At 38.5% G+C, this 25,933-nt stretch carries 22 protein-coding genes and 1 other annotated feature; of the genes, 8 read left to right on the top strand and 14 right to left on the bottom strand.

Annotated elements, in window-relative coordinates; translation table 11 throughout:
* Nucleotides 1-198, bottom strand: a 198-nt coding sequence (locus AC3CH7_RS16750) for a site-specific integrase (RefSeq protein ID WP_488381796.1), incomplete at its 3' end; no start/stop codon positions are given.
* Between the two features lie 339 nt (nt 199-537).
* Nucleotides 538-951 carry a hypothetical protein gene (locus AC3CH7_RS16745; protein ID WP_031415882.1) on the bottom strand — a complete coding sequence of 138 codons (414 nt, stop codon included), beginning with the start codon at nt 949-951 and terminating at the stop codon, nt 538-540.
* Nucleotides 952-1,029: 78 nt separating this feature from the next.
* Between AC3CH7_RS16745 and AC3CH7_RS16740 the strand changes: the two genes are divergently transcribed.
* The 3 genes from AC3CH7_RS16740 to AC3CH7_RS16730 all read left to right on the top strand — a co-directional run bounded on the left by AC3CH7_RS16740 (nt 1,030) and on the right by AC3CH7_RS16730 (nt 4,352).
* A complete protein-coding gene (locus AC3CH7_RS16740) occupies nt 1,030-2,517 on the top strand; it encodes a circularly permuted type 2 ATP-grasp protein (protein WP_012294469.1) in 1,488 nt (495 codons plus the stop codon).
* Complete coding sequence (locus AC3CH7_RS16735; RefSeq protein WP_197149055.1) at nt 2,471-3,436, top strand: alpha-E domain-containing protein; 966 nt, start codon at nt 2,471-2,473, stop codon at nt 3,434-3,436. The genes AC3CH7_RS16740 and AC3CH7_RS16735 overlap by 47 nt, the downstream gene beginning before the upstream one ends.
* A gap of 61 nt (nt 3,437-3,497) precedes the next feature.
* The gene (locus tag AC3CH7_RS16730; RefSeq protein ID WP_012294467.1) at nt 3,498-4,352 is read left to right on the top strand and encodes a transglutaminase family protein; all 855 of its coding nucleotides are present in this window, start codon (nt 3,498-3,500) and stop codon (nt 4,350-4,352) included.
* 52 nt (nt 4,353-4,404) lie between these two features.
* Here the strand turns inward: AC3CH7_RS16730 and AC3CH7_RS16725 are convergent, their stop codons facing one another.
* Nucleotides 4,405-5,280: a tyrosine-type recombinase/integrase gene (locus tag AC3CH7_RS16725; protein WP_099805136.1), complete on the bottom strand. Its 876-nt coding sequence runs from the start codon at nt 5,278-5,280 to the stop codon at nt 4,405-4,407.
* A 361-nt stretch (nt 5,281-5,641) separates the two neighbouring features.
* Between AC3CH7_RS16725 and AC3CH7_RS16720 the strand changes: the two genes are divergently transcribed.
* Nucleotides 5,642-6,436, top strand: a complete 795-nt coding sequence (locus AC3CH7_RS16720; RefSeq protein WP_012294465.1) for an enoyl-CoA hydratase/isomerase family protein — start codon at nt 5,642-5,644, stop codon at nt 6,434-6,436.
* A gap of 258 nt (nt 6,437-6,694) precedes the next feature.
* Nucleotides 6,695-7,015 carry a hypothetical protein gene (locus AC3CH7_RS16715; RefSeq protein ID WP_031415877.1) on the top strand — a complete coding sequence of 107 codons (321 nt, stop codon included), beginning with the start codon at nt 6,695-6,697 and terminating at the stop codon, nt 7,013-7,015.
* A 250-nt stretch (nt 7,016-7,265) separates the two neighbouring features.
* Here the strand turns inward: AC3CH7_RS16715 and AC3CH7_RS16710 are convergent, their stop codons facing one another.
* Nucleotides 7,266-8,081: an ATP-binding protein gene (locus tag AC3CH7_RS16710; protein ID WP_012294463.1), complete on the bottom strand. Its 816-nt coding sequence runs from the start codon at nt 8,079-8,081 to the stop codon at nt 7,266-7,268.
* A gap of 311 nt (nt 8,082-8,392) precedes the next feature.
* Here AC3CH7_RS16710 and AC3CH7_RS16705 point away from each other — a divergent pair, with 311 nt between their 5' ends.
* Complete coding sequence (locus tag AC3CH7_RS16705) at nt 8,393-9,568, top strand: aminotransferase class I/II-fold pyridoxal phosphate-dependent enzyme (RefSeq protein ID WP_012294462.1); 1,176 nt, start codon at nt 8,393-8,395, stop codon at nt 9,566-9,568.
* A gap of 43 nt (nt 9,569-9,611) precedes the next feature.
* Here the strand turns inward: AC3CH7_RS16705 and AC3CH7_RS16700 are convergent, their stop codons facing one another.
* The 3 genes from AC3CH7_RS16700 to AC3CH7_RS16690 all read right to left on the bottom strand — a co-directional run bounded on the left by AC3CH7_RS16700 (nt 9,612) and on the right by AC3CH7_RS16690 (nt 12,261).
* Nucleotides 9,612-9,977: a cupin domain-containing protein gene (locus tag AC3CH7_RS16700; RefSeq protein WP_031415875.1), complete on the bottom strand. Its 366-nt coding sequence runs from the start codon at nt 9,975-9,977 to the stop codon at nt 9,612-9,614.
* Between the two features lie 69 nt (nt 9,978-10,046).
* The gene (locus tag AC3CH7_RS16695) at nt 10,047-11,246 is read right to left on the bottom strand and encodes an AI-2E family transporter (RefSeq protein ID WP_012294461.1); all 1,200 of its coding nucleotides are present in this window, start codon (nt 11,244-11,246) and stop codon (nt 10,047-10,049) included.
* 64 nt (nt 11,247-11,310) lie between these two features.
* Nucleotides 11,311-12,261 carry an LCP family protein gene (locus tag AC3CH7_RS16690; protein ID WP_012294460.1) on the bottom strand — a complete coding sequence of 317 codons (951 nt, stop codon included), beginning with the start codon at nt 12,259-12,261 and terminating at the stop codon, nt 11,311-11,313.
* Nucleotides 12,262-12,437: 176 nt separating this feature from the next.
* On the opposite strand from AC3CH7_RS16690, the gene msrA reads away from it, so the two are divergent.
* Nucleotides 12,438-12,959 carry a peptide-methionine (S)-S-oxide reductase MsrA gene (msrA, locus tag AC3CH7_RS16685; RefSeq protein WP_012294459.1) on the top strand — a complete coding sequence of 174 codons (522 nt, stop codon included), beginning with the start codon at nt 12,438-12,440 and terminating at the stop codon, nt 12,957-12,959.
* A 77-nt stretch (nt 12,960-13,036) separates the two neighbouring features.
* Here the strand turns inward: msrA and recQ are convergent, their stop codons facing one another.
* The 5 genes from recQ to AC3CH7_RS16660 all read right to left on the bottom strand — a co-directional run bounded on the left by recQ (nt 13,037) and on the right by AC3CH7_RS16660 (nt 21,451).
* Complete coding sequence (gene recQ / locus AC3CH7_RS16680) at nt 13,037-14,809, bottom strand: DNA helicase RecQ (protein WP_031415869.1); 1,773 nt, start codon at nt 14,807-14,809, stop codon at nt 13,037-13,039.
* A 7-nt stretch (nt 14,810-14,816) separates the two neighbouring features.
* Nucleotides 14,817-15,917, bottom strand: coding sequence for a hypothetical protein (locus AC3CH7_RS16675; protein ID WP_488381653.1), 1,101 nt, complete (start codon nt 15,915-15,917; stop codon nt 14,817-14,819).
* Between the two features lie 256 nt (nt 15,918-16,173).
* A complete protein-coding gene (locus tag AC3CH7_RS16670) occupies nt 16,174-17,349 on the bottom strand; it encodes an MFS transporter (protein ID WP_488381652.1) in 1,176 nt (391 codons plus the stop codon).
* Nucleotides 17,350-17,449: 100 nt separating this feature from the next.
* Nucleotides 17,450-19,123: an arginine--tRNA ligase gene (gene argS, locus AC3CH7_RS16665; RefSeq protein WP_031415866.1), complete on the bottom strand. Its 1,674-nt coding sequence runs from the start codon at nt 19,121-19,123 to the stop codon at nt 17,450-17,452.
* Between the two features lie 45 nt (nt 19,124-19,168).
* Nucleotides 19,169-19,388: a binding site (T-box leader), on the bottom strand.
* A gap of 176 nt (nt 19,389-19,564) precedes the next feature.
* Nucleotides 19,565-21,451, bottom strand: a complete 1,887-nt coding sequence (locus AC3CH7_RS16660) for an FAD-dependent oxidoreductase (RefSeq protein ID WP_031415865.1) — start codon at nt 21,449-21,451, stop codon at nt 19,565-19,567.
* A 590-nt stretch (nt 21,452-22,041) separates the two neighbouring features.
* Between AC3CH7_RS16660 and AC3CH7_RS16655 the strand changes: the two genes are divergently transcribed.
* Complete coding sequence (locus AC3CH7_RS16655; RefSeq protein WP_031415863.1) at nt 22,042-22,242, top strand: hypothetical protein; 201 nt, start codon at nt 22,042-22,044, stop codon at nt 22,240-22,242.
* 138 nt (nt 22,243-22,380) lie between these two features.
* Here AC3CH7_RS16655 and AC3CH7_RS16650 read toward each other — a convergent pair whose 3' ends face one another.
* Together AC3CH7_RS16650 and AC3CH7_RS16645 are read right to left on the bottom strand one after the other, a co-directional pair.
* A complete protein-coding gene (locus AC3CH7_RS16650; RefSeq protein WP_488381651.1) occupies nt 22,381-23,529 on the bottom strand; it encodes a copper amine oxidase N-terminal domain-containing protein in 1,149 nt (382 codons plus the stop codon).
* 673 nt (nt 23,530-24,202) lie between these two features.
* Nucleotides 24,203-25,894: a multicopper oxidase family protein gene (locus AC3CH7_RS16645; RefSeq protein WP_488381650.1), complete on the bottom strand. Its 1,692-nt coding sequence runs from the start codon at nt 25,892-25,894 to the stop codon at nt 24,203-24,205.
* Between the last annotated feature and the right edge of the window lie 39 nt (nt 25,895-25,933).

Genomic DNA, 25,933 nt, shown 5'->3' with positions numbered 1-25,933 from the left:
TTCTTCTATTGAAATAGTGGCAATATCAATTGCTGCTAAATTTTCTATATTCAGATCCTCCTGAACAGCTGTATGGAAACGGAAAAATAAAGACAAATCATATTCGTATTCTTTTCTTGTGCGCTGGGACTTTCCTTTGATAGTCGTTAAATAAACAAGAAAGTCCTTCATGATTTTTGGTAGTTTTGTTTTTTGCATTCCAATCACCTCTATTTGCTCTATTTTACCATAAAAAACGTTCCCAAATATAAATTTGGGAACTTTATCTGGACAAATAGGTCATTTTCCTATTATTAAGAACATACATTCGGTGTATACAAATAAAAAAAGATCCCCTTTTTTTAAAGGGAATCCTTTGACTAAATAAGAAAAGAATTGTGACAGTTACTGGTTTTTAGGTATAAAGTTGACGTTCGATGAATATTAAAATCTAGTATACTTCTATTGGTTTGTGAGGCGACTCGAAAATTAGAAAGGTGGGTAACTACCCATGTCGATTCGTCTCACAACACGCATGGGATTATTTGGATAAATTGACTATTTTACAAAAACCGAGTACTTCTCATCACCTTGTTTTGTAAGTGACCAGTTCGTCGATAACATTTGCTGTAGTTTTGTGACCGTTTCCTCATCACACATCAAATGTTGGATACCATTTTCTAAAAGTTGGTAATCTACCCCTTCTTCAAGATTAAAGCGTAGATGCAATAAACGTTGGATGCCAGGCAATGTTACATACTTAATTCGATAATGGCCATGTAACGCATCTAAGAACTCTTGTTCGCCATCCTGGAAAAGTGCCATTGTTTCACTAAATTCATAGTTTGGGACTTGTTCCTGCCAAGCTGATACATCCCCCGCCCGTAAAGCACGCAAAATCTCTTCGTCTGAATAATTTAATTTAGATAGTTTATCAAGTTCATAAGCTTGCATTAGATTAATGATTGTCATGAATGTTAGCTCCTTTTATGTATTTACTCACAGTGTACCATGTTTTTATTACTACTCAAATTCGGAGGGATTCATAGGATGAATTTATATGATTCTAGTCTGTTTTTCGATGAAATGTTTGATGGCAATCAACCGAAGCCCCATTATCGATCTTTTCATCATAAGCTATCCATTTTTTCTCAGGAGCAACTTGAAGAGAAATATCGGCAAGCACAAGCAAGCTTTCTCAGACAAGGAATTACTTTTACTGTCTATGGTGCACAAGGTGGAACCGAAAGGACCATGCCCTTTGATTGTGTCCCTATCATTATTCCTCAAACACAGTGGGCAATTATTGAGGTAGGCGTCAAGCAACGTGTGGAAGCGCTGAACTTATTTTTACAAGATGTGTATGATGAACAAAGAATCATTCGTGATGGCTATATTCCTAGACAGTTGGTAGAAAATAATCCATATTTCTCACCAATCATGCATGGACTTAAGGTACCAATTGCTAATCATATATTTTTAGCAGGTATTGATTTAATACGGGATGAGAATGGTGAATATTTCGTGCTGGAAGATAATTTACGGAATCCTTCTGGCATTTCTTATGTTTTTGAAAACCGTGACGTCATGAAGGAGGTGTATCCTGAATTTTTCTCTAAGCATACTATTTTATCTCTGGATAAGCAGATGGCTAACATGAAAAAAGCACTGCTTGCTCATCGTCCACCTACTATGGAGGAAGGACGAGAACCAAAAGCGGTGCTGCTAACAGCAGGTATGTACAACTCAGCCTATTATGATCACGTATTTTTAGCTCAGCATTTAACGATTCAACTAGTAGAGGGCCGCGATTTGGTCGTACAGGATTTGAAGGTTTATATGAAAACCATTTACGGTTTACAACAAATCGATATTATTTATCGCCGGATTGATGATGATTTTTTAGATCCGATTGCATTTCGTGAGGACTCTTTGTTAGGTGTCCCTCATTTAATGGCAGTTTACCAAGCTGGCAATGTGGCCATTTTAAATGCTGTTGGCAATGGCGTGGCAGATGATAAGGCGATGTATGCCTATGTACCTGATATGATTCGCTATTACCTTCAAGAAGAGCCTATATTACCGAATGTGAAAACCTATCATTTAGAAGATGAGCAACAGCGAGCATGGGTATTAGAGCATATTCAGGAGCTAGTCATTAAAAATGTAAGTGCCTCCGGGGGCTATGATATGCTCATTGGTCCCCATGCAAGTGAGGAAGAAATCGCTCTGTTTAAGGGAAAAATAATGAAGCATCCATGCCAATATATTGCTCAACCAACCATAAAATTGTCCAGAGCACCAGCCTTTCAAAATGGGCGGTTTTATCCTTGCCATGTGGATTTACGTGTGTTTGCCATGAAGGGTGAGGATTGTTATGTATTGCCAGGTGGATTATCACGAGTGGCCTTACAAGAAGGTTCACTTGTGGTCAATTCATCGCAGGGCGGCGGTGCTAAGGACACATGGATTTTAAAGGAGGAGGTGCAGCATGCTGAGTCGAGTAGCCGACGCGTTATACTGGATGGCACGGTATAGTGAACGCACACAAACCAATACACATATATTACAGGTACAGCTGTTGAATATGTTGGAGCAATCTGGGCAAGAACATGATTATATTGATCATTGGGAGGCTGTTTTAAATATTTGTGCCTCGAAGGAGGAGTATTTAGCCAATTATACAGCATTACGTGTTAATCCATTAATTGATTATCTATTGTTTTCCGAGAAAAATGGCAACGCCCTCCTTGCTACCTTACGTGCCATTCGAGAAAATGCCCGAGTGACAAGAGATCGTCTACCTGCGGAGCTATGGGAAATACAAAATGCCTTTTATTTAACGAAGCAGCAGGACATACTAACAATGGATCGACCTATCCCGTTAATTGATCTTCAAGCTTTTTTACAGGAAGTGCGGAAGACATTGTGGATGGTGACTGGACTGGTCGAGGGCACAATGGATCGCGATCTCCCCTTTTATTTCATGGAAATTGGGAAATGGCTGGAAAGAGCAGAAAAAACGATGCGGATGTCGTTAATTATTCTCGAGCAACAGAAAATAACAGGCCAATCCCTTCATGAGATGGATGGTACATTTTTATTAGAGCTTGCTGCCGCAAAAGAATCCTTTTTGCAGAAGCATCGCCAAACAAATTTATTATTGGGCATTCGATATTTATGGCAGGATGAACATGTTCCTTGCTCGGTCATGTTTTGTCTGAAGAAATTAGAAGAAGCTTTCCAGTCCATCGAGCATGATCCTTTATCACCAAAATGTTTAACGCTCCATTCGACCATCAAAAGCTTTGTTTTAGCATTCAATCATCTTGATTTTTGGACAATGAGCGTCGAGGAAGCCATTACAATCATGGAGGAAAGATTGAGTCAATGGATTGCCTTTAGCGAAACATTCTCGACAATCTATCATTTATATGAACCCAGCGTACAACCTTGAAAGGAATCCATCACAGCTCCCTTTCAACAGGCAAGTCAGTAAGCAGAAGGAAGCGGACACGATGAAATTTGAAATTCAACATACAAATATTTTTCAATATGAGTCTGAAGTCGACCAAAGTTTAAATACGATTCGCTTAAAGCCACGCAGTGATGAGCGTCAACGGCTATTATCCTATCGAATTGCAATTACTCCATCCTCTCTTACCCGTGAGCATACGGATATTTGGGGAAATACAGTAGGTTCATTTTATATCCCGGAGCAGCATCAAGTACTAGAAATTCATACATCGTCGATTGTCAGTATCCAGCGTGCGCCATTTATTCATCGTATTCAATATTCACCCGAAATGCAGACTATTTTTCACTCACAGCTATTTTATGAACATTATCTTCCCTATTTAAAAGCAACTCATTTTACGTATATGACAGAGCAACAGCTGGAGGAGGTTTTTCATGCGATAGGCCATGCTGAAAATCCTGTGCTCTTTTCGCTTAATTTAATGCAATACTTATACTCTAGTTTTGAATACGACCCGTCAGCAACAGATGTAAGTACAACAGCTAGTGAGGCATTTGCCCTAAAGCGTGGAGTATGCCAGGATTTCACTCATGTTATGCTGGGTGTATTACGCTCTAAAGGAATTCCTGCACGCTATGTTAGTGGTTATTTATATGTCGATGAAAATTCAGCTCTCGTCGGCGATAGTGCAACACATGCTTGGGTAGAAGTCATGATACCTGGTATTGGCTGGATTGGTCTGGATCCTACCAATAACGTGGAAGTATTAGAAAACCATATTATTTTGTGTATTGGCCGAGATTATAGTGATATAAGCCCTGTTGAAGGGGTTTATTCAGGAGGCAAGCATGATTTAACCGTAAAAGTAAGTGTCAAAGCATTGAATCATTTATAAGCATTATTGACACGTGCAGGATTGGCGAGAACACGCAATTCCTGCACGTTTTTTATTCAAAGCGCTGTTGTCTTTCTGTTAGTACCCATTTGCGAACATAGCCCATTTCTTGCTGAATATGTTCCAATGTTTTCTCTTGTTGAAACGCCCTTTGCATAACAGTATAACGCAAATCGGTGGCTCTGACGTTTTTCCCAATATCCTTGGACATCGTTTGAAAAATACGTTCCACTGTCTTCGTTGTAATCGGCTTTGTCAGGCTTGCCTCGCTCACCCACACCCATTCCCCCATTTCCTTGTCATGCATGGTTTCTGTTTCTTCCTGATAATGCGCTAGCATGTCCATAAGTATGGGCGAACACTTTACCTCGCGGCGTCCATTTCGATTCGCAATATAAAGAGTTGATTTTTCCTTTTGGAAATGCGACCACTTCATTCGTACAAGCTCAGCTGGCTTACACCCTGTCTCCATCAAAACCTGCACAATACAACCATTGCGTCTCGCCAGCCATGCATGCTCTGCTGTTTTTGCATATTGAAAATAAATAGGCCAAACATTAGCCATTTGCCCGATTTGCTTATTTGTAAGTACTTGTAGTGCCTCTTTTTGCCTTTTCCTCGGCTGTAAAATATGTTGATAATCAAAGGGCTCTATCCATTCTCGTAGGAAAATAAAGTCTACAAAGCCCCGCATAGTTGCTATTTTATGATTAAACGTATTGATATTGTGATAGGTTTCCTTTAAATAGTGACCATAGATTTGTAATAACTCTTGAAAGTGGTGATCTACATACAAGTAATTTTTTTCATGGGCAAATGATAAAAAATGCTGCCCGTCCATATTGTATTGCTTCATCGTTGCTGCACTTTTTTTTAATGACTGTAATAGCAAAATATAGCTGTTCCACGCTTCCTTGAGTGTGACCATAGGCTCCCTCCTTGTGTGCTGTGCGTTAGTTAGTTTTATTTTACTATATATGTGGAGCGTATGTTTTTATTTTCTAAATAATATATAGTGTCGGATAATCTGTATTTTAGATTCATACATGCTCCCATCATTCAAGTGCTTCTTGCATCGTAAAGAAACAAATGTTCGACTATTAGTTTCTCACATCTTTTGCTTTCTTACAATAGTAAATTCCATTCCCCTGTTGTAAGACAATTGCTATTTATTCCATCTATTTTTGTATAACAACGCAATTTTATATGAAAATTCGTATAATTTCGTGTTTATCGTTCATGGTGTTATATAATAATGGTATAGACAAATATGTAGGGGGCTCTCTAAAATGCAAGTAAAGACGACTCGACTGGAAGCAGAAGACGCAAAAATTATTTATCAAGAAACTGCTGGGCTAGCAATTATTACGATCCATCGACCACAGGCGAAGAATGCATTAACCGCAAATATGTGGGATCAATTAGCAAAAATTGCCCTGCAAGTATTAGATAATCCCAAAAATAAAGTCCTTATTTTACGAGGCTCAGGACAAAATTTCACTGCTGGCTCTGACATTAAAGAATTTAATGCCATTTCTCTCGACAAGGCTGAAGAGGCGTTTATACATATGGAAAAGACCATTTCCACTATTGAGCGCTTGCCTATCCCTACGATTGGTGTGATTAATGGGCCTGCAATGGGGGCTGGCTTGGAATTAGCATTAGCCTGTGATATTCGTATTGGCTCTGACAAAGCCAAACTGGGCATTCCTGTTGGTAAATTAGGGATTACATTAAATAATAAATTTGCACAGCGTTTAGTACAGCTTGTTGGCCCAGCCACAACAAAGGATTTAGTGTTTACAGGAAGAATGTTTAAAGCAGAGGAAGCCTATAAGCTTGGGATGCTCAATTATCTTGTAGCAGAGAAGGATTTGAATAAATACATGATCCGCATGGGTAAGCTTGTGGCGGGAATGTCTCCTGAATCCTTACTGGCAGTAAAGCAGTCTGTCCAAGAATGCCTCGATAGTGTTCCAGCCTTATGGAAAGGCTCCACGCCATTTGTCGGCAATGATTTTGCAGAAGGTTGTCGAGCATTCGTTGAAAAACGCCAGCCACAGTTTACGCGTCAGCCCAAATAAAAATAGGTACTCTTCTCGCCCACTGGCGACAGGAGTACCTGCACCTGGACTTGGAAATACCTACGCTTCCACAGGTACAATGTTAGAGGTCAAACGTTAGCTCCTAATAGTACTATACGTGATATAAATATAACGTTAACTCTGCAATTATATTGAAATTGCTAGGTAATGACACTAAAATCGCATTTTACTAGTTTAAAAAATGGAAATCATTAATAAATATAGTCTTGATACTTGATATGGTGGAAGGAGAGGTAAATGAAAAAAATAATTATCTTTAATCTTTTATTTTGTATAGTAGTTATTTTTGTTAATTACAATTATTTTAATTCTAAATCTCGAAACGCTATCGTATACAACTATGTGGAAAACTATATGGAAACTAACTATGGCATTGCTAGAGAAAATTTAAAACCTGAAGAAATCGATTACATGAGAGGAATGGGTTTGTTTGAAATAGAAGTTAAAGATATAGAAACTAAAAATCATTACTTTTTTGAAGTGGATATTAGAGATGACTATTCATTATATTATTTAAAAGATCTTACTGAGGTTCATCGTAAAAATCAAGCTGATTAAAGAAAGTTTATTTCAACAGGTATCAGCAATATTTTGAGAGCAACATATAAAGTTTTACATACAACAAACAATAACTTGTTGAAGCCGCACGAGGCAGTTTAGTAATTGGAATCAAATAAATATTAAACCCGAGCAACGATAAAAGCCCAATTTCTCAATTTTTATGCTAAGAAATTGGGCTTTTTTATATTTCCTTATACGATTGAAAAAAGTGCAAAATAACTCCTAAAGTGACAGGAGTAAGAGTTTTTTATGATTTTTTCTTTTGGATACCTGACTTGGCATGAACGTGGATAGCATCCAATTCATAGCCAAAATGCTGATAAAATTCCGTCTGCACCGCCTGTTGTAAGTTATATAAACGTGCTGCTAACGGATAATCAATCGGTAGCCTTACCTGTAGGGACAAAATAGCTTGGACCTGTTCACCAAGTACAAATTGGACTTGCTCCACCTTTTGCACAAAATCCTGTTGTTGACAGCAATACGTAAGTAGCTGGACGTAAACATGATTACTAATCTCAATATACTCCCGTTGAAAATCAGGACGAACAATGGTTGTTTCCCCAATCTTTTCACGTTTTGTTGAAAAAATCTCCATTCCCTTTAGCACCAGTCGCTTAAAGAAATTTTGCTCAACTTGTCGGTAAGGGATCGGCATAACATGCTTCCCTTGTGTTTGTCGAATAAAACGAGCTTTTTGAATGTCCTTAAAGGAACGAATATCTTCCACATCATAATAATGCTCGATAGCGCCTAGCTCCAGCTGCTTCGCAATACTATTCGTCATTTTCGTTGACGTCCCAATTAGTAAAATAGATTCCACTCGATGGCTTGCTAGCGCCTTCTTGACTGCCTCACGGTGCTCCTGGTCGGTAAAAATGGCACGCCTTACAGCGGTAATTGTATTTTTTTCAAATTTAGCAGAAACTCCTGCGACTCTCACGCCATTGACAATGAGTAATCCATCATCGATAATCGCCTGTACGCCAATTTTATGGGCAAAAGATAGAGCGCTAGTGCTTTTTCCTGTGCCGCTTGGTCCACTTAACGAATATACCTTCAAAGTCCTCCCCCCTCTTATGCTAATTAATCTTTATAGCTGTTCCTCATGCTTTGATAGAGATGTTTGATGAATCGGTTTACTCCATGATTCCCACTGAAAAACTATATAGTAAGTATAATACAACTTCTACATTTACGGAATTTACAGTAGGTTTCCCCAACATTAGGCAATCCATTTTCGCTAGCCTATGCGCACATCCTCTACATTATATAAATATTTTCTTTTTTCAGAATATCTGTCCCTTTCTTCGCTTTAGTATGATAAAATGTGAACTACTATTCTGTTATACAACTACAAGGAGTGTACTAGTCTTGAAAATCGTACCATCTAAAAAAATGTCATTATTTACACCAGCAATTTTCGGAGATTTGAAAAATTTTGCGAGAGAGCAGCAGGCAAAGGGCATGACTCTGATTGACTTAAGCTTAGGAAGCCCCGATCTTCCTCCACATGCCAAAATTCGCGAACATCTATCTTATCGAGCAGGTTTAGCTGAATCGTATGGCTATACACTTACAGGCACACAGCGTTTTTATGAGGCTGTCAGCCGCTACTATAAGCGCCGTAGCAGCGTTGATTTAGATCCTACTACTGAAATCATTCAAACAATTGGCTCTCAAGAAGGCTTAGTGCATCTTCCAATGGCCTTTTGTGATCCTGGAGACATCGTGCTATCGACAAACCCAGCATACGTTGCGTATGACGCAGGCATTCACTTAGCTGGTGCAACACCCTATTACATGCCTCAAACAGCTGACAACAACTACCTTCCAGACTTAGACGCTGTACCAGAAGATATTGCCCATAAAGCAAAGCTATTAATTTTAAACTTACCAGGAAATCCAGTACCAGCGATGCCATCCTTAGCATATTTTGAAAAAGTGATTGCCTTTGCTAAAAAATATAACATCATCGTCCTGCATGATGCAGCCTATTCTGAGTTTTATTTTACGGGCGATGGACCGATTAGCTTCCTTGCTACACCAGGTGCAAAAGAAGTAGGGATGGAAATTAACTCCCTTTCCAAAAGCTTTAGTTTGGCAGGAACACGGATTGCCTATATCGCAGGAAATGCTGAAATGATTGCGATTTTAAAGCAATTAAAATCGAATTTAGATTTCGGTATTTTTGAGCCTATTCAAGATGCAGCTGTCGTTGCCCTCGATCACGCTGAAGAAATTACAGCAAGCCTACGTGCAACCTTTTCTGAGCGTCATCAAACATTGATGAATGGCTTACAGGCACTAGGTTGGGACGCAGCACCTTCTAACGGTGGGATGTTTGTTTGGGCAAAGTATCCATATGATATGGATTGCACCGAACTCGCTTTTAAATTGATTGAGCAGGTTGGCATTGTTACGGTTCCAGGTACTGTATTTGGAACGGCAGGACAAGGTTATCTGCGCTTAGCACTTGTGCAACCAGCGAAAATCCTTCAGGAAGCTGTCGATCGTTTAGCGCAAGTACAATTACTACAAGAAAACTAACATAGAAAACCCTTCTAACAACATGCTAGAAGGGTTTTATTCATTAAATCCAAACATCATTTTCAGCAGTAAGCGCAGTTTTTTCCTCACCCGTATTTACTACCCCAGCAGGCTCTACGAGCAAAATTTTACACTCGGCTGCAGCGTAAGGTTTATGTTCAACTTGGCGTGGTACGACAAACATTTCACCCTCCTTTAATCTTACTTCTCCATCACGAAATTCAATGACAAGCTCCCCTTCAATCACCATAAACACTTCATCTGTATCATCATGTTTATGCCAAACAAAATCTCCGATTACTTTAACCAGTTTGAATTGATATTCATTCATCTCAGCAATTACCTTTGGAGACCAGTGCTCTTGGAATTTTGCAAATTTTTCTTGAAAATTAATAGGTATGTAGGTCATGCTATTTTCCCCCGTTCTTTTTTTCCTATTAAAAACACAGCTACTGTCAAGCGAAGTAGCTGTATCCTCTTATACATCATATTTTTGGTGAACGTCATCCTCATAACGGTTATAGCGCTGTTTAAATAGCTTGAATAGATGAGTCACAAGCACTTTAAAGATTGCATAACCTGGAATCCCCAAAATGACCCCAGGGACACCAAATAGCGAGCCTGCCGTTAATAATACAAAGATAATTGTAATTGGGTGAATACTGAGCGATTTCCCCATAATTTGTGGAGAAATAAATTTTCCCTCAATTAACTGAACAATCGTCCATACAATCGCTAGCTTAATCAACATCAATGGTGATGTGACAAGAGCGATAATAACGGCTGGTGTGATGGCAATAACAGGACCTAAATAAGGCACTACACTTGTAATCATCGCAAGGAAGCCGAGCAATAAAGCATATTTCATACCAATTATTAAGAAGCCAATTGTGACCATTGCACCAATACACATAGATACTAAAATTTGCCCTTGTATGTAAGAACTTATTTGCTTGTCCATATCATGGAAAATTTCAGTCACTTCTTTACGCATACGCGGTGGGCATACTTTCAGCATAAATTTCGGTAATTTTTCGCCTTCTTTTAGTAAATAAAACAAGATAAATGGTACGGTTACAAGCGATAGGACGATGCCTGTTAACGTTGATAGGAAACCCGTAATACCGGATGCTACACCCTGTGCTATATTTGTAGCCGTATCTTTCACAGTTTTTACCATATCAGTAGTAAAGTTTTTAACCACTTCATTGTAGTCAAAGTTAATTTTATCTAAATAATCGTTAAAACGTGAATGATTAAAGAATGCAACAAATTTTTCCGTAAACTTCATAAAATACTCTGGGAATTCCTGCACTAAGTTCGTAAATTGGTCACGTAAAAACGGATAAACCAACACAACGAGCAGTGTTATGACCCCAACTACCGCGATGTAGAGTATTAAAATACCCCAAATTCTTGGAATACGCCATCTAACCAATATCGCCAATAATGGACGTAATAAATAGTACCCAATGACAGCTAATACCCCTGGTAAAATGACGACTTCAAATAACACTTGAAGCGGGGTAAAGATAAAGGAAACTTGATTAAACATAAAAATAACACATGCAACTAATAATAAAATAACCAGCGTAAATAATAGGTTTCTACCACCTAAGAAACGAATAAACTTGGTTGCTAACAGGTTTGAACGTTCTTTTGGTCTTTCTTTTTCCATATATCCACCCCAATCAAAAAACTCTACCTTTATATTACAGGATAATGCTGGATTTTGCTAAACATCACTCCAGTGAAATGCCTAAAAAATCGCTTAAAAAGGCTTTGTTTTGTTCCACATCAATCACGATCGAATCGCCGGCATGGCTAAAGTTTTGGAATTGGTAGCTTCCTTCGATTGGAATCGTTGCTTTTTCAATGTTCACCTTGCCCTTTGATAGTAATTTTAGCACTTGTTGCATTTCTTCAGCAGAAGAATAATCGGTTGTAATATAGCCTTGTGCTGCCCCTACGAATTTTGGTAAATGCAATACATTCGCAGGTGTCAAAAGCTCATTTTTTAAGGCCTCTATGACCTTTTGCTGACGAGCAACACGACCGAAATCACCTTCTGCATCATGACGGAAGCGTGCATAGCCTAGTAACTCCTGTCCATTTAAATGATGTACACCTTGCTTCAACTCTACCCCAATATTTTCGGACATATCCTTCTCAACATCCATCTCAACACCATTAGGTGCTAAAATATCCACCAACGATTCAAAGTTTTTAAAATCAATAAGGGCATAATGGTGAATCGGTAAGCCGAACATATTTGTTAGTGTATCCTTAAGTAGCTGTACCCCATCTAAGTAGTACGCTGTATTAAGCTTATAGGATTGATAGCCAGGGATATCCGCATAAATATCCCGCATAAAGGATACCAGTTTAATATCGTTGTTTGATTTATTCCAAGATAATACCATCATCGTATCTGTTCGAGATTTTTCCTCGCCACGTGTATCGACACCGAGAATTAAGTAATTTTCAATATCGCCTTTTAACGTATCGCCAGAGAAATCCTCCTGCTCGACTTGTGTTTGATTGGCAAGCTTTAGTCCACTGCGGTACTGCATAATCGAGTAGCCTGCCACTACTATGATACACAGTAATAATAATGTGAAAATTGCTCTCCCTTTACGAAGCTTTCGGTTTTTAGGACGTTGTGAGCGTCTTGTATAATCTTGCTCTTCCATAATGACTAACTCCTCTATTTTTTTATAGTTAATGTAACGATTGATTAGCCGGAAAGTTTCATTTGTTGATAGAGGAAGTCCCAACTTCAACTATCTTATTGTTATTTTACACCCAAATGCTCAGTTTTTTCGCCAAACAATGCTATAATATTTTCACAAAAGAAAGGATGATGTACATGATAGAAAAAGCTACTTTTGCTGGCGGTTGTTTTTGGTGCATGGTTAAGCCATTCGTCGAGTGGGATGGTATACATAAAGTAACATCTGGTTATATGGGCGGTCATTTAGAAAACCCAACATACGAGGATGTTAAGAAAGGGACTTCTGGCCATCTAGAGGTCGTCGAAATTGAATTCGATCCAGCCATTTTTAGCTATGAACAACTGTTAGACATTTATTGGATGCAAATTGATCCCACTGATGCTTTCGGACAGTTTCATGATCGTGGAGAGTCCTATTCAACGGCCATCTTTACTTACACGGATGAACAAAAGAAAATCGCCGAGGCCTCGAAAGAAAAGCTTGCCACTAGTGGACGCTTCGATAAACCTATTGTAACCAAAATTCGGGATGCTGAACGCTTCTATCCTGCGGAAGACTATCACCAAGATTACTATAAAAAAGAAGCTAATCACTATCAGCAAGACCGTGCTATTTCCGGCCGTGATGAATTTATAACTAAGCATTGGGATCAATAAACAATTAGAGGTGCCTCAACCATTTCATTGAGACACCTCTCTTTTTTGTAAAAGCACGTGCTTGATCGAAAATTGTCCTAGATGGGTGTTTCTAAAAACGATTGTAACGCCTCAAAGAAACGTTTGCCGTATTTATCAAATTTCACTTCACCAATGCCGCTTATGTGGCGTAAATCGTCCAATTCTGCTGGCTTCTTGTCACATAATTCACGCAATGTTTTATCCGAGAATACTACAAATGGCGGTACTTTCTCTTCATCTGCAATTTCTTTTCGCAACACACGTAAATGTTCAAATAATGGATCATTATCTACCAGTTTTTTAACCGTTACAGCTTCTTTCCGCATGACCTGTCGTTGGCCAAGTAGTACTTCTTTGCCCTCGGCTGACACATAAATAGTTGGATATGTGCCGTGTTTAACAGCCAATAAACCCTCTGCAATTAGAAACTCAATAAAGTTCGAGACATCTTTAGACGAATAATGTCCCTTCAAAATACCATAGGTGGATAAACGAGCAAACCCAAATTCCGTCATTTTTTGATTTTTGGAGCCGATGAGTACTTGTGCTACCATCGTCTTGCCGAATTTTTGGCCCATCCGTACAACACAAGCCAGTACCTTTTGTGCATCCTCTGTCACATTCATCACGGTACGACCATCATTACAATTACTACAGCGACCACAAGGCTCCTCTTGTACTTCACCAAAATACGCTAAAATAGCATTTTGAAGACAGCCCTCTGTATGGCAATAGTCGACCATTGTTTGGAGCTTCGCTAATTCCTGTGGTATTCGTGCCTCGTCTTGCGATTGCTCAATAAGAAAACGCTGAGTTTGAACATCACCGGAGGCATACAATAATATACAAGCACTTGGAAGACCATCTCGACCAGCTCTCCCTGCTTCTTGGTAATAGCTCTCCATATTCCGAGGCATTTGATAGTGCAGGACAAAGCGCACATTGCTTTTATCGATTCCCATGCCAAAGGCGTTGGTAGCCACCATAATACGCGCCTCATCTTTTAAAAATCGCTCCTGCTCTGCCATACGTAGTTCCTCTGATAGCCCCGCATGATATTTGGCTACTGCTTCTCCAGTACGACTAAGCATGTCATAAATCGCGTCTACCGCCTTTCGTGTGGCGGCGTAGATAATACCGACTTCCTGTTTATTTTTCTGTAAGTAATTTTTAATATAACGTTCTTTATTTTCTCCAATTAGCACCGAAAGTGCCAAGTTATCACGCGTAAAGCCTGTCATCACTGTTGCATTTTCGTCAATGTTTAATAAATGCCGAATATCCTCACAAACAGCAGGTGTCGCAGTGGCGGTAAGAGCTAATACAGCTGGCTTCTGCGGCCACAGTGTAAAAAGCTTTTGAATGGAGCGATAACTTGGTCTAAAATCATGACCCCATTGTGAAATACAGTGAGCTTCGTCTACCGCAATTAATGGGACAGATAAATAGGACAATGCTTGAAGGAAGGAAGCACTTTCCAGTCGTTCAGGTGCGATATAAAGTAGTTTTAAATAACCAGCACTAGCTAGCTGCATCGTTTCATTCACTTCTTGTGCTGTTAATGTACTATTTATATAGGCAGCAGGAATATTAGCTGCTCGTAAAGCTTCCACCTGATCTTGCATTAAAGAAATAAGGGGCGATATGACAATTGTCAGCCCCTCAAGTATTAACGCAGGAATCTGATAGCAAATGGATTTCCCACCACCTGTTGGCATCACACACAGGCTTGATTGTCCATGTAATGTTTGTTCAATAATTTGGGCTTGTCCTTGCCTGAAGGCTTCATAGCCAAAATGATGCTGTAGCATTTGTCTTGCTTGCTCCATGCAAAGTTCACTCCTCAGTAGTAAGACGAAGTAACTTGTATTCGCCCTGTTCATTTTTCATAATTTCGTAAAGCATAATGGAATGGGCAAGAGCTTCCTGCCCTGCTGCATTGGTCAATACATACTCCGTTTTAGCTCGTACCTGAAGATGCTGATTCACTATACGAATATCTTGAATGTCTGTGTTCGAGAAATGAATCTTCGCTTGCTTAGAGGCATAGTAAGCAACCATGCCGCCCAGAGTGTCTTCCAATTCTTCTGACCCTACTATCGGCTCCATGACACTTGCATCTTGAATAGTTACAGCTCCTTTTAAATGCTTATGGAATGTATCTAAAAAAAGAATGATTTCATCTTTATTATACGCAAAAATATTTTCACCGTATTGCTCGAGGGCTTGCTGAACGGTTTCTTGATCCCCCTGCTCTATATAAGGATATAAATTTTTTGATTGGGATAGGCGTATACTCGCCTTCATGCCATCCTTTAACCATTTTTGCATAAATGGTTGAATTTCCTTTATCGGCAATATGTATGGTTGTGCTTCTCCTTGCTGCTGGCGGTTAAAATAAAGCCCCACAATTGCTCCGTTTTCCGCCTCCATCACCGGGCTCCCTAATGGTAGCTTTTCTTGTGTATCAATATAATAGGCAGCTATTTTATCTTGATATTTTTGAATCGTATAAGGTAAGCCATTCACGTAAACTGACAGCTGATTGAGCTCCCCTTCATACATTTTTGGAACTTGCACATTCGCTTTATAGGTCACTTGCAAAAGTGCAACATTATGTGCCGTTGACATGAAATGAACATTCGCTGCCACTAGCTTATCCTGACCAAATTTCACAAGGGCGGTTGGCTTTGAGGCTACCAGTGCGCCATTAGTTAAAATATAAAGCTCATCCTCCTTTTGCTGAATAATAATGCCTGCACCAACTCCATGCTCACCTATCACCTCAACCTCAGGCACTATCTTTTCTTCTTGCTTGGCCACTGTTTTTGTTGGCACCTCTGCTTTTTCTGCTTGAAACCAACCTGCACCAATTTGACTGTCACAACCTGTCAACAGCATGGCCGCCGCTCCTAATACGAGCATCTTTTTATACATACCTTCACCAAAACTTTCTTTTCAACTATCTCTCTTGTCTATCATAATCAAGGACTTAGGATGTTTCAAGTTTACATAATATAATTATTGTAATTAAAATAGTAGTAAAATACATTATTCCCTTCAGTTCTATTTCATTCTACCTATTAAAATTAATGGATTCTCCGATTTGCTATGAAAATGGATGGATTTTAGGCCTTCAAAATATTTTTGACAGAAAAAAAGACATGCATTTTGAATGGCATGTCTTCTCGAATTAATTTTTTCGTAGTAGCCCTGTCGTGGCAATTATTCCAAGCATCAATGCTAGAAAGATGGCGTACGTCCATGTATGGTTGCCTGTCATGTCATAGCAAACGCCAATCAAAACTGGGATGATGGCACTTAACATAAAGCCACCTGAAAATACCATGGATGACCAGCTGTTGGCTTCTTGATCATTTCTAGCCTCATCAAGCGGTAACAATAAACCAATCGGAAATAGCCCACTTAAAACAATGCCGATAATAAATACGGCCAACCACAAATAGATCCCTGACATAAGCCATAATAATGTAAAACCTATCAGCCCAAAACAGCCTAACGCCAATACCCATGCTAATCGATTTGTCCATTTCTCCATAAGCATGGGCACAGCAATATTACCCATCATTTGTATAATCGACATAAATGTCAGCATTATACTCGCTACCTCAAGCGTCAAGCCTTTGTCCTGTAAAAGAGGTGTAAGCCACGACATCATTGAGAAAAACAATGAGGTTTGTAAGCCAAAATACAATGCGATCAGCCAAGCACGACCTGTTACCCAAGGATTACGTACCGGCTCGTTGTTGGCCGAATTTTGAACATCTGCCCCTTGTTCTTTTGGGATTACCCAGCTCCATATAATTAGTGAGACCATAGCAAGTATGGCCCAAATCCCTAGTGCTATTGTCCATTGATTATCAAAATAGTGATAAAAGTTCACAGTCAAAGCTGCACTTAATGTCGCACCAACGCCTATACCAAATGAGTAAATTCCAATAACAATCGTAAAGCGTTGAGGGAATTTTTTCTTACTATACGCATTTAATATAGGGCCAATCATCGCAATGGCCAAGCCAGCTGCAAAACTTGTAACCACTAATAAAAGATAGCTTTCTTGGAATAAGCGCAGCCCATTTGCGAAGACAAGAATAGCCATTAATAGCACGATTGCTAATTTTGTGCCAAGCTTGCGCTGAAATGGTACAGCAAAAGGAGCAAATAAACCCATGCAAAAAACAGGAATAGATGTCAGAAAGCTCATACTTGTATTGGATACGTGTAAATTTATCATAAGGACATTAAAGAGTGGTCCAATCGCTGTTACAGCCGGTCTCATATTTAGTGCGACTAAAAATATACTCATTACCACTAAGATAAGTGAAACGGTCCATTGTTTTTTATTCATTTGATTAATCCTCTCTGCTGCCAATCAATAGAAGAGTTTTCTTTTATTCTTTTACCATGTATTCTATAAATGGTCAATGATTGGGTAAGTGGTCCGTTCCCTACATATTTTCTGGAGACTCAATACCCAGTAAAGCTAGTGACTCTTTTAAGACGATTCCTACACAATGACAGAGCGCAAGACGTGAAGCTTGCTGGGCATCATCGGCTAATATTTTTTGGTGTGCATAATATTTATTGAATAAGCGCGCTAGCTGTAAAGCATATTTCGCGATGAGCGATGGGTCAGCCTGGTTAAATGAGGCGTCTACCACTTGCGGAAATTGTTCCAATAATAAAATGATTGACCAAGCCTGTTGTCCTAGTGGAGCATATGACTTCAATTGAGAAGGCACATTTCCCTTTGCCAAGATGGAGCAAATACGTGCATAGGAATACTGTACGTATGGCCCCGTTTCTCCTTCAAAATTCATCATTTGCTCGATGGAGAATTCTATATCGTTTAGACGATGATATTTTAGGTCATTAAAGATTACCGCTCCAACTCCTACTTGCTGAGCCACTCGCTCTTTCTGCTGTAAATGAGGGTTTTTGTCTTCTATATTACGCTTAGCTGTCGCAATCGCCTCGGCTAAAACATCAGCTAATAATACCACCTTGCCTTTACGTGTCGACATTTTCTTACCATCTTTAAGCATCATCCCAAATGGTACATGCTGCAAATCTTTTGCCCAGCCATATCCCATTTTTTCAATCACCTGAAATAATTGTTTAAAATGAAGAGTTTGTTCATTACCCACTACATAGAAAATTTTGTTGGGTTGATACTGTTGCTGTCGGTAAAAGGCAGCAGCCAAATCTCGTGTTGCATAAAGTGTAGCTCCATCTGTTTTTGTTATTAAACATGGAGGCATTTCCTCCATCTCCACTACAAATGCACCTTCCGATTCCATAAGTAACCCTTTGTTTTGTAGCTCTGTTACAACCTTTGTCATCTTATCATTGTAAAAGGCTTCTCCAGTAAATTCATCAAATTTGATGCCTAGCAGCTGATAAATAGTCTGAAATTCATCTAATGATACATCACGGAACCATTGCCACAACGCTAAAGCCTCTGAATCACCATCTTCTAATGCTTTAAAGGCAGCACGTGCCATTTCATTTAGTATAGGATCTTGTTCAGCCATAGTATGAAATTTAACATAAATCTTTAATAATTCCTCTATAGGGGATGCTGTAATGGCTTCCTTATCACCCCAATTTTGATACGCAACGATTAGCTTGCCAAATTGGGTGCCCCAGTCCCCTAGATGGTTAATACGAATAGCCTGATAACCATTTTTCACTGCAATATTGGCTAAGGCATTACCAATGACGGTTGAACGTAAATGTCCCATAGAGAACGGTTTAGCAATATTGGGCGAAGAAAAGTCAAGGACGACACTTCCCCTTTCTGCTTGATTCGTACCATAGTTTTGTTGTTCCTGCATGATAAGACCCAACACTTGTTGTGTCACTTTTACTTGATGAAGAAAAATATTGACATAGCCACCGACAGATTGCACCTGATGGATTATCTCATTTTGTAATTGGCTTGCGATGTCTATTGCAATTTGTTGAGGGGGCTTCTTCCATATTTTAGCCAAGGTGAAGCAGGGAAATGCCATATCGCCCCTTTCTAAACTTTTTGGTTTTTCTAGTAATTGTTCCACGTCTTGAGCTGTTAGCTGATGATTTAAAATTTCAGCAATACTTTTTGCAATTTGTTGATTCATGTATATCCTCCTCTTTTTTCAATAAAAAAAGCCCTCGCCTCTATAATTAGAGACGAGAGCATAGTAATCCCGTGGTACCACTCTAGTTGCCATTCATAATGACCACTTTCCATTGTTAACGAGGTGACGCCCCGCTATTCTCTACTCTTAGTTCGAGAACCTTCTCCAAAGTGCGCTTCATTCATGGTTTCTGTATTAGGCTCACACCATCCCTAACTCGCTTTCCAGTTGTCCCATCAATTACTCTCTTTTTCATCGAATTTTTCTAAGATTTTGACATATTTTACAGGAGTCTTCGCTTGGCGTCAATGCTTTTTGTATGAATGAATCATTGCTTCAGAGCGTTTAGAGAATTTTGCATAGGCAGCACTGATTGCTTCTGCATTCGTCTACACAAGTTACAGACGGCATTCCAAACGATCCACCATAAAAAAACGCTCCTCATTTAGAGGAACGTTCTTTTTCTACATAATGAATGACATCTGCCATGATGGCATACATCTCTTTTAACTTCAGTTGCTTATTGTCTTTCACTTTCTTCGCTACTTTTTCCGAAACAATTTCTTTATCAATTAAACTTTCCCAGCTATTTGCAGTCGATTCACCGATGAGCACATCTGCCAAATATTGTGCCAGCTCATCTCGCGTAATAGCTTCATCACCCGTGCTATATACCTTATTAATAACAATCTCCAGCTTATCTTTTTTATCGGCTGTACTCTCTGCGCCGGCACGTAGCATACTTTCTTTCAACATTTTAGCAAACTTAATTTTCGTTGCTTTACTGTCGACCTTTAAATCATTATCATAGCCGCCAACAACAAGTCCATAGTTAATTAACGTTTGAATGGCTTCATCATACCATTTGCCCTGATAAGGATAGTTCACAGAAAATGAATCGACATAGGCACCTTGTTTATCCAACTGCTCTCTTAATGTAGCAATTAATTTCTTATCCTTGCTCATTTCTCTAAAAGTAACATCTTGTTGAAGAGCTAGTGCTGCCGCTGTCCCTGCCGCTTCACCAGTCACCATACCAGTTGGGACAATACGGGCACTTCCCGCTGCTAAAGATGAATAACCTGCAGAGCGTCCCACAACAAGTAATCCATCGATATCCTTTGGTACTAGAGATCGGAATGGAATCGCATATTGCTTTGGCGCAGAAATAACATACCCATAATCATGTGGTGTTTGAGCCTGCACATCTACTGGATAAGAGGCAATCCCAATACTATCCCAATGATCACGATTCTGCCAAATATCGGACATTGGTAATTGATATTCAGCCCAAATATGTCTAGTTTCTCGTACATAAAGCTCTTCCGGGAAGCTGACAATTTCTGCTTTTTCAAATCCGGGGAAGTTTTCCTGTAAATATTTTAGTACATGCAATGTTTCTTTTTTACCTGCAGCTATGGCAGCCTGCTTCGAATTCTCATTTAAACCATCAATTCCGAAAATTTGTAATGCATTAATAAAATATTCATCATCCACTCGGGCTAAATTTAACCCTCTTAATCTTGTACCTTCTTGCAAAGGTTTATATTCATCATGAAGCTTTGTAAAGCCCCACATTACGGTATGATTCAAGTTAGCCCCGCCAAATACATCTGACTTAGCCGCTTTTTTTACTTGATCCCAATCGACATTTTTCAAGTGAAGCATTAATGTTACAGCCATGCGCTTATCCTTTATTCCAATATCTTCTCCACCAACAAAGAAAGGAACTTTAGACATCGTCGCAAAATCTGCATCCTGAGTAGCATCTATGAATGATTTTCCTTTAACGACATATGTACCGTATTCATTTTTTAGCTCAACAGAATTTAGTTGTTGTTGTTGAAGATTCGTTTTAACTACTTCCGTTTGCACCGACAATGTTAAATTGGGTTCCTCATCAATCAGCTTTTTAAACGCTGCTTTAGCTCCGACGATACCAAAAGCATCATTGCCTCTCACTAGCTCATGCCATTCTTTAAAAATACCTTCACTGATGGAGTTATTATGACCATCACGTGGAATATCTAGAAAATTTAGCATCCCATATGTAAATAATCCACCCAATTCTTCACGTTTTTCTACCAATAAGGTTTTAGCTCCATTACGAGCAGAAGCAACAGCAGCAGCGACACCCTCAGGCTCACCACCAATGACAATCACATCATATTCAGACTCTATATTGTTGATGGGTACTGGCTTTTTATACTCATCCACTAATTTATTGTATGCCATAGAGTTCGTTATTTCTTTAATAAAGTAGTAGCTTCCAAACCCAAGTAAAACTACTAGGATAGCAGTGGCTGTCCATAATACGCCTTTACCCATAATAAACCTCCGATAGTTAATATTTCCAATAACATGTTTATTTTATCATCATTTCTGCCACTTGAAAGAGCTGAATGTCCTATTGATTTTTTGCCTACAACCATAAGGCATATCATTTTCTACAGTATTTTTCTATGAAATTATCGTGTATTCCATCATATAAAGGATTGGGATATTTTTCCGATTTGCAGACAAGGTTTGTTTCATCACTTATAGTAAGCAGTCAAAACGGGGATGTGCTTGCGGGCACAAGTAGTTGATCAGGATACATTGTACCTGATAAAAAAACAGTCAGAATCATTTTAATCTATATTTTTGTCGATAAGCAACTAAAAACCCTTTGGTAAATGATGTAAATTCACTATTCTTTTTCAAAAATAGTTAAATACACTACTAAGTAGACGCATCAACTTCAAATAAAGTTACAGGACAAAAAATATTTTTCGATAACCTTTAATGAGCTAGTTTTATCCGTCACCCCTACCATTTTACTTCTATTTTTTATTTTACTATGATATATTTTCTATTAGGAAATAATTCCCAATTATCCGAACAATGGTCTTTAGGATTAATAAATGAGGTGCTCTTGTATGGATCGATTTGAACTTACTTTTAAAAATAAAGCTGTACGAATCTGGTTTTACACTGTATTCCCTGCCATTATATTAGCGATTATTTCTATTATTATTTTACCTAATGAGCAACATAAATATGTTTCACTAGGTTTGTCACTCATGCCAATCCTATATTTTATTTGGTTTATTTTTTATACTAAAAAGAAACGCAAATAATAGTTAAACCCTCTATATATAAACCATTCGACCATGTACCCATTCCAGATATAGGGAACAGAGTAAATAAAAATTGACTGGCTAAAGTTCCATACAAAACAGAACGTAAACCAGCCAATTCAGCTTAAAACGCAACCTTTAAGGGTTGATGACCTCATGATGGTGCCCCTTTAAGTCTACCCTGTAATTTCCAAAAGTCTTTTTTCTATCTTCTGAGCTTAAATTGCCAAATCTATTATAACCGAAAATATAGATGCCATTATCATTTATTTTCCAGTTATAGGCATTACCTATCGTATCAAAACCATAATAAAAACCTGGCATGCCTAAATAATCAGAAACCCATTGTCTATTTGCTCGTGTTGCATATTTTAAATTACTTGTTTCAGGCGCATTTACTATCCCCCGCTCATATCTTGTTAGATAATATACATGATTCTGATAAGGTTTTACAGCTTTAATCGGTGCTTTTTCTACGGCTACTCTTGAAATGGCTTGTCCATCCACATAATATAAAATAAATTCTTTTGTAGTGCTGTATGCGTAGTCCATATAAAAATTGCCCATATCCGTTTTAATCCAAATATCTCCTAGTTTAACTATATTTTCATCCTCAATAAATTCCTCATAAACAAAGGGTTCAAAATCAGAAAAATAATTGCTATAGAATAATTGACCTTTTTCTTGCATCACAGCCATAAAACGATCGCTATAGACAATAGATTTCCCCTGAAATAGCCATTCACAAATGCGAACAAGTCTAAGGTTTTCAAGCTCCGTAGCATTTACACCCCTGATAATAATCAAACTATATGGTTGCTGGTTTTCATTCTTCAAATAGACTACTTTCTTATTAAATGCCTCCCCTATATATCTTAGAGGAATATAGGTTGTATTATGATGCAGGACTGCAGAAACGTCCATTTGAATCGAATCGCCATTCACATCTACTGCCTTGTTCCCTATTTTCAAGGTTATAGTTTTATCCGAATTTTTAATGGTTATGGTATTATTTTTAGGGTTGAAATCTACCCTTGCACCAAATCCTTCAGAAATAAAGCGAAGTGGTACTAAGGTTCTTCCATCTATTACAATTGGCTGTATGGCAGAAACCATATTACCATTAACAAATGCCTTTGAGCTTTCAGGCGACAAAATGATACTGTTATGAAGGTCATTTTCTGTAATATCATTATAAAGTTCAAATAGATTTGCTGCCTGCACAGTTAGACTAACAGGAACAATTAATAAAAAAATTACTACTGTACTGATAATGTTTCTTCTCATTTTATAGTCCCCAATACGTTTTGCATATTTTCAATTTACTACTACGTTCGCATTTTCCAATATAAGCTAAATTATACACTTTTCTATTAAGAGTTGCTACGTTTAATGGCTATTGCTCTGACCTTCGAGAGTGTACAAGCTATAGCAGATTAATGCTTTTTTGGGGCGATATGGGGCTGAATTGGGGCTAAAAATATTGCCTTGCAGGGTATAAATGGGAATAGCTAATGTAAACTTGAAATTTTGTATCTTTATTATCTTTTAAATTTTTTTGGTTTTTTGATGCTACTCCATTTAGAGTGATTTTTTTGTTTATAAAAACTATTCATTTCCCCCATAACTGAATTTTCCCTACCTCCCTCTTTCTCTAGTATGTTAAAAAACGAGTGTTTCGAGACTGTTTTACCCTCCGTATGAGAACAAATATAAAAAGCATGTTTTGACCCATCTTTTTACAAAACATGCTCATTATCTTTAGTGTCGACACTCGTTAGTTCAACAACTTCATAAATCTAAGATTCCCTTTCGTAAAGCCGGCTTGTTGTCCATTCAAAAGTTCTTTCATCCATCATTGTCTAAAGATATACCTTCACCATTACCAAAAATATTTTGCGAAAATTTTACCTCCAGTTCAGGGACAATGCTAGAATCTTGAATCGGTTTATCATGTTCATTATTGAAAACTTGACTCATCCTCGTCATGATACTTTTCACAGTCACAATATTTATGGCCATGATCGCAGCACTGGGTAAATGAATCGTCCCGGCATACGCCTGAAATAGGGATGCATGGATCAAAATTATGATTTTGAAGTACTTGGTACGGACGCATCATATCATGATCTTCATGTTCAATAATATGACAATGCCATACATAAGTTCCCGTAAACGGCCCAAAGCGTGCAATGATACGGGTAACTTCCCCCGGGTTTGCACGTACGGTATCTTTCCAACCCATTTCATTCAGATCCGGTTTCTTTGCTTTCCCTACTTTGATGATATTCCCATTTTCATCTACGGTAATTGGTGCTCTATTGAGAATCTGGAATTGAACTAGATGCAAATGTATCGGATGGGTATCTGCGGTTAAATTATAAAGTTCCCAAATTTCTATTGTTCCATTATATGGTGTTTCTGTAATGGGATCGACCCACATCTTGTTATTGAGTTCAAACAACGGTCGGCCATATTCATCAGTAGTTTCAACTAAAAAGTTTTCTCTTACATATATAGCATCTTTAGGTTGAAGTTTTTCTAAACAACTTAATGTTTCGGGTACTGTACTTGTATCCGGTTGGGAAGATTTTTGTTTAACTTTAAATTCCATAATTTGCGAAAGATCTGGAGAAGGAGGAACGCCACCAGGAAAAGGTGCCGGAGCATCATTAGTCAGTATGATATTCTGCCCTCTATGTTTTGAAAAATCAATGATTACATCTGCTCTTTCTGCTGGAGCCAATATGATTTCAGAAACTCGTACAGGTTTTTCTAATAATCCGCCATCCGTACCAATTTGAATAAAATCTTGACCTGAACTCAATCGCATACGGTAAAAACGAGCATTAGAACCATTGAGGATTCGAAATCGGTATTTTCTTGGTTCAACTCTAAGATAGGGCCATATTTTTCCATTGACTAATATTGTATCTCCAACAAAACTCGGAACAACCGATGGATTCGGAAGATCAGGATCTATTGGTGGTGGTGGTTGTGATGCAGGTGGTGGTTTTTGTCCGGGCTGGGAAGGATAGAACAGTTGACCGTCATCATAGAAAGAACGATCCTGGATAACTAATGGAATTTCAAATTCACCTTTGGGCAAATTTAGTTTTTCTTCTTCCTTATCTCGAATTAGGTAAAACCCTGCTAACCCGGCATATACATTTAATCGAGTGATTCCAAGGGCATGGTCGTGATACCAGAGAGTTGTCGGACGCTGACAATTTGGATAGTAGTAAACTTCATGTAGGAATTTGCTGCCAAAGTTTTCGAAGTTTTTGGTAAACCATGCTTCGGGATATCCGTCATTTTCAGGGCGAACACGCCCCCCATGCAAGTGAACTACCGTTCTAACAGGTGGTTGACTAGGTTCAGCACCGTGAACAGTAGTATCCACTGGCAGAAGGTGTGTAAAAGGTAGTTTATTTTCCCACTTTACAAGAATGGGATGGTCCCTGAGAACATCAAATGTCGGCCCAGGATACAAACCATTATATCCCCAAACTGTTGTCGGTGGTAAGGCCCGATGTAGCTTTTGTTTTATCTGCTCCATCAACACTTCATAGTAAGGGATTCCATCACGTATTCCAGTTGGTTTAATAGTAGGTGGAATTGGTAATGCGTCAATAAACTTTTTTAATTTCAAATTTAATTGCCTCCTTATCAATAATTAATAGTCATTGAT

The organism is Lysinibacillus sp. F12 (assembly GCF_057773605.1).
This window is presented reverse-complemented; position numbering and strand designations above follow the sequence as displayed.

Excerpts from the sequence above, each read along its gene's own strand:
- AC3CH7_RS16715 (WP_031415877.1), top strand. The coding sequence starts at position 6,695 with ATGAAAAAAATAATTATCTTTAATCTTTTATTTTGTATAGTAGTTATT.
- AC3CH7_RS16700 (WP_031415875.1), bottom strand. The coding sequence starts at position 9,977 with ATGACCTACATACCTATTAATTTTCAAGAAAAATTTGCAAAATTCCAA.
- argS (WP_031415866.1), bottom strand. The coding sequence starts at position 19,123 with ATGAATCAACAAATTGCAAAAAGTATTGCTGAAATTTTAAATCATCAG.
- AC3CH7_RS16690 (WP_012294460.1), bottom strand. The coding sequence starts at position 12,261 with ATGGAAGAGCAAGATTATACAAGACGCTCACAACGTCCTAAAAACCGA.
- AC3CH7_RS16675 (WP_488381653.1), bottom strand. The coding sequence starts at position 15,917 with ATGTATAAAAAGATGCTCGTATTAGGAGCGGCGGCCATGCTGTTGACA.
- recQ (WP_031415869.1), bottom strand. The coding sequence starts at position 14,809 with ATGGAGCAAGCAAGACAAATGCTACAGCATCATTTTGGCTATGAAGCC.
- AC3CH7_RS16670 (WP_488381652.1), bottom strand. The coding sequence starts at position 17,349 with ATGAATAAAAAACAATGGACCGTTTCACTTATCTTAGTGGTAATGAGT.
- AC3CH7_RS16725 (WP_099805136.1), bottom strand. The coding sequence starts at position 5,280 with ATGGTCACACTCAAGGAAGCGTGGAACAGCTATATTTTGCTATTACAG.
- AC3CH7_RS16650 (WP_488381651.1), bottom strand. The coding sequence starts at position 23,529 with ATGAGAAGAAACATTATCAGTACAGTAGTAATTTTTTTATTAATTGTT.
- AC3CH7_RS16740 (WP_012294469.1), top strand. The coding sequence starts at position 1,030 with ATGAATTTATATGATTCTAGTCTGTTTTTCGATGAAATGTTTGATGGC.
- AC3CH7_RS16730 (WP_012294467.1), top strand. The coding sequence starts at position 3,498 with ATGAAATTTGAAATTCAACATACAAATATTTTTCAATATGAGTCTGAA.
- AC3CH7_RS16655 (WP_031415863.1), top strand. The coding sequence starts at position 22,042 with ATGGATCGATTTGAACTTACTTTTAAAAATAAAGCTGTACGAATCTGG.
- AC3CH7_RS16720 (WP_012294465.1), top strand. The coding sequence starts at position 5,642 with ATGCAAGTAAAGACGACTCGACTGGAAGCAGAAGACGCAAAAATTATT.
- AC3CH7_RS16745 (WP_031415882.1), bottom strand. The coding sequence starts at position 951 with ATGACAATCATTAATCTAATGCAAGCTTATGAACTTGATAAACTATCT.
- AC3CH7_RS16735 (WP_197149055.1), top strand. The coding sequence starts at position 2,471 with ATGCTGAGTCGAGTAGCCGACGCGTTATACTGGATGGCACGGTATAGT.
- AC3CH7_RS16695 (WP_012294461.1), bottom strand. The coding sequence starts at position 11,246 with ATGGAAAAAGAAAGACCAAAAGAACGTTCAAACCTGTTAGCAACCAAG.
- AC3CH7_RS16660 (WP_031415865.1), bottom strand. The coding sequence starts at position 21,451 with ATGGGTAAAGGCGTATTATGGACAGCCACTGCTATCCTAGTAGTTTTA.
- msrA (WP_012294459.1), top strand. The coding sequence starts at position 12,438 with ATGATAGAAAAAGCTACTTTTGCTGGCGGTTGTTTTTGGTGCATGGTT.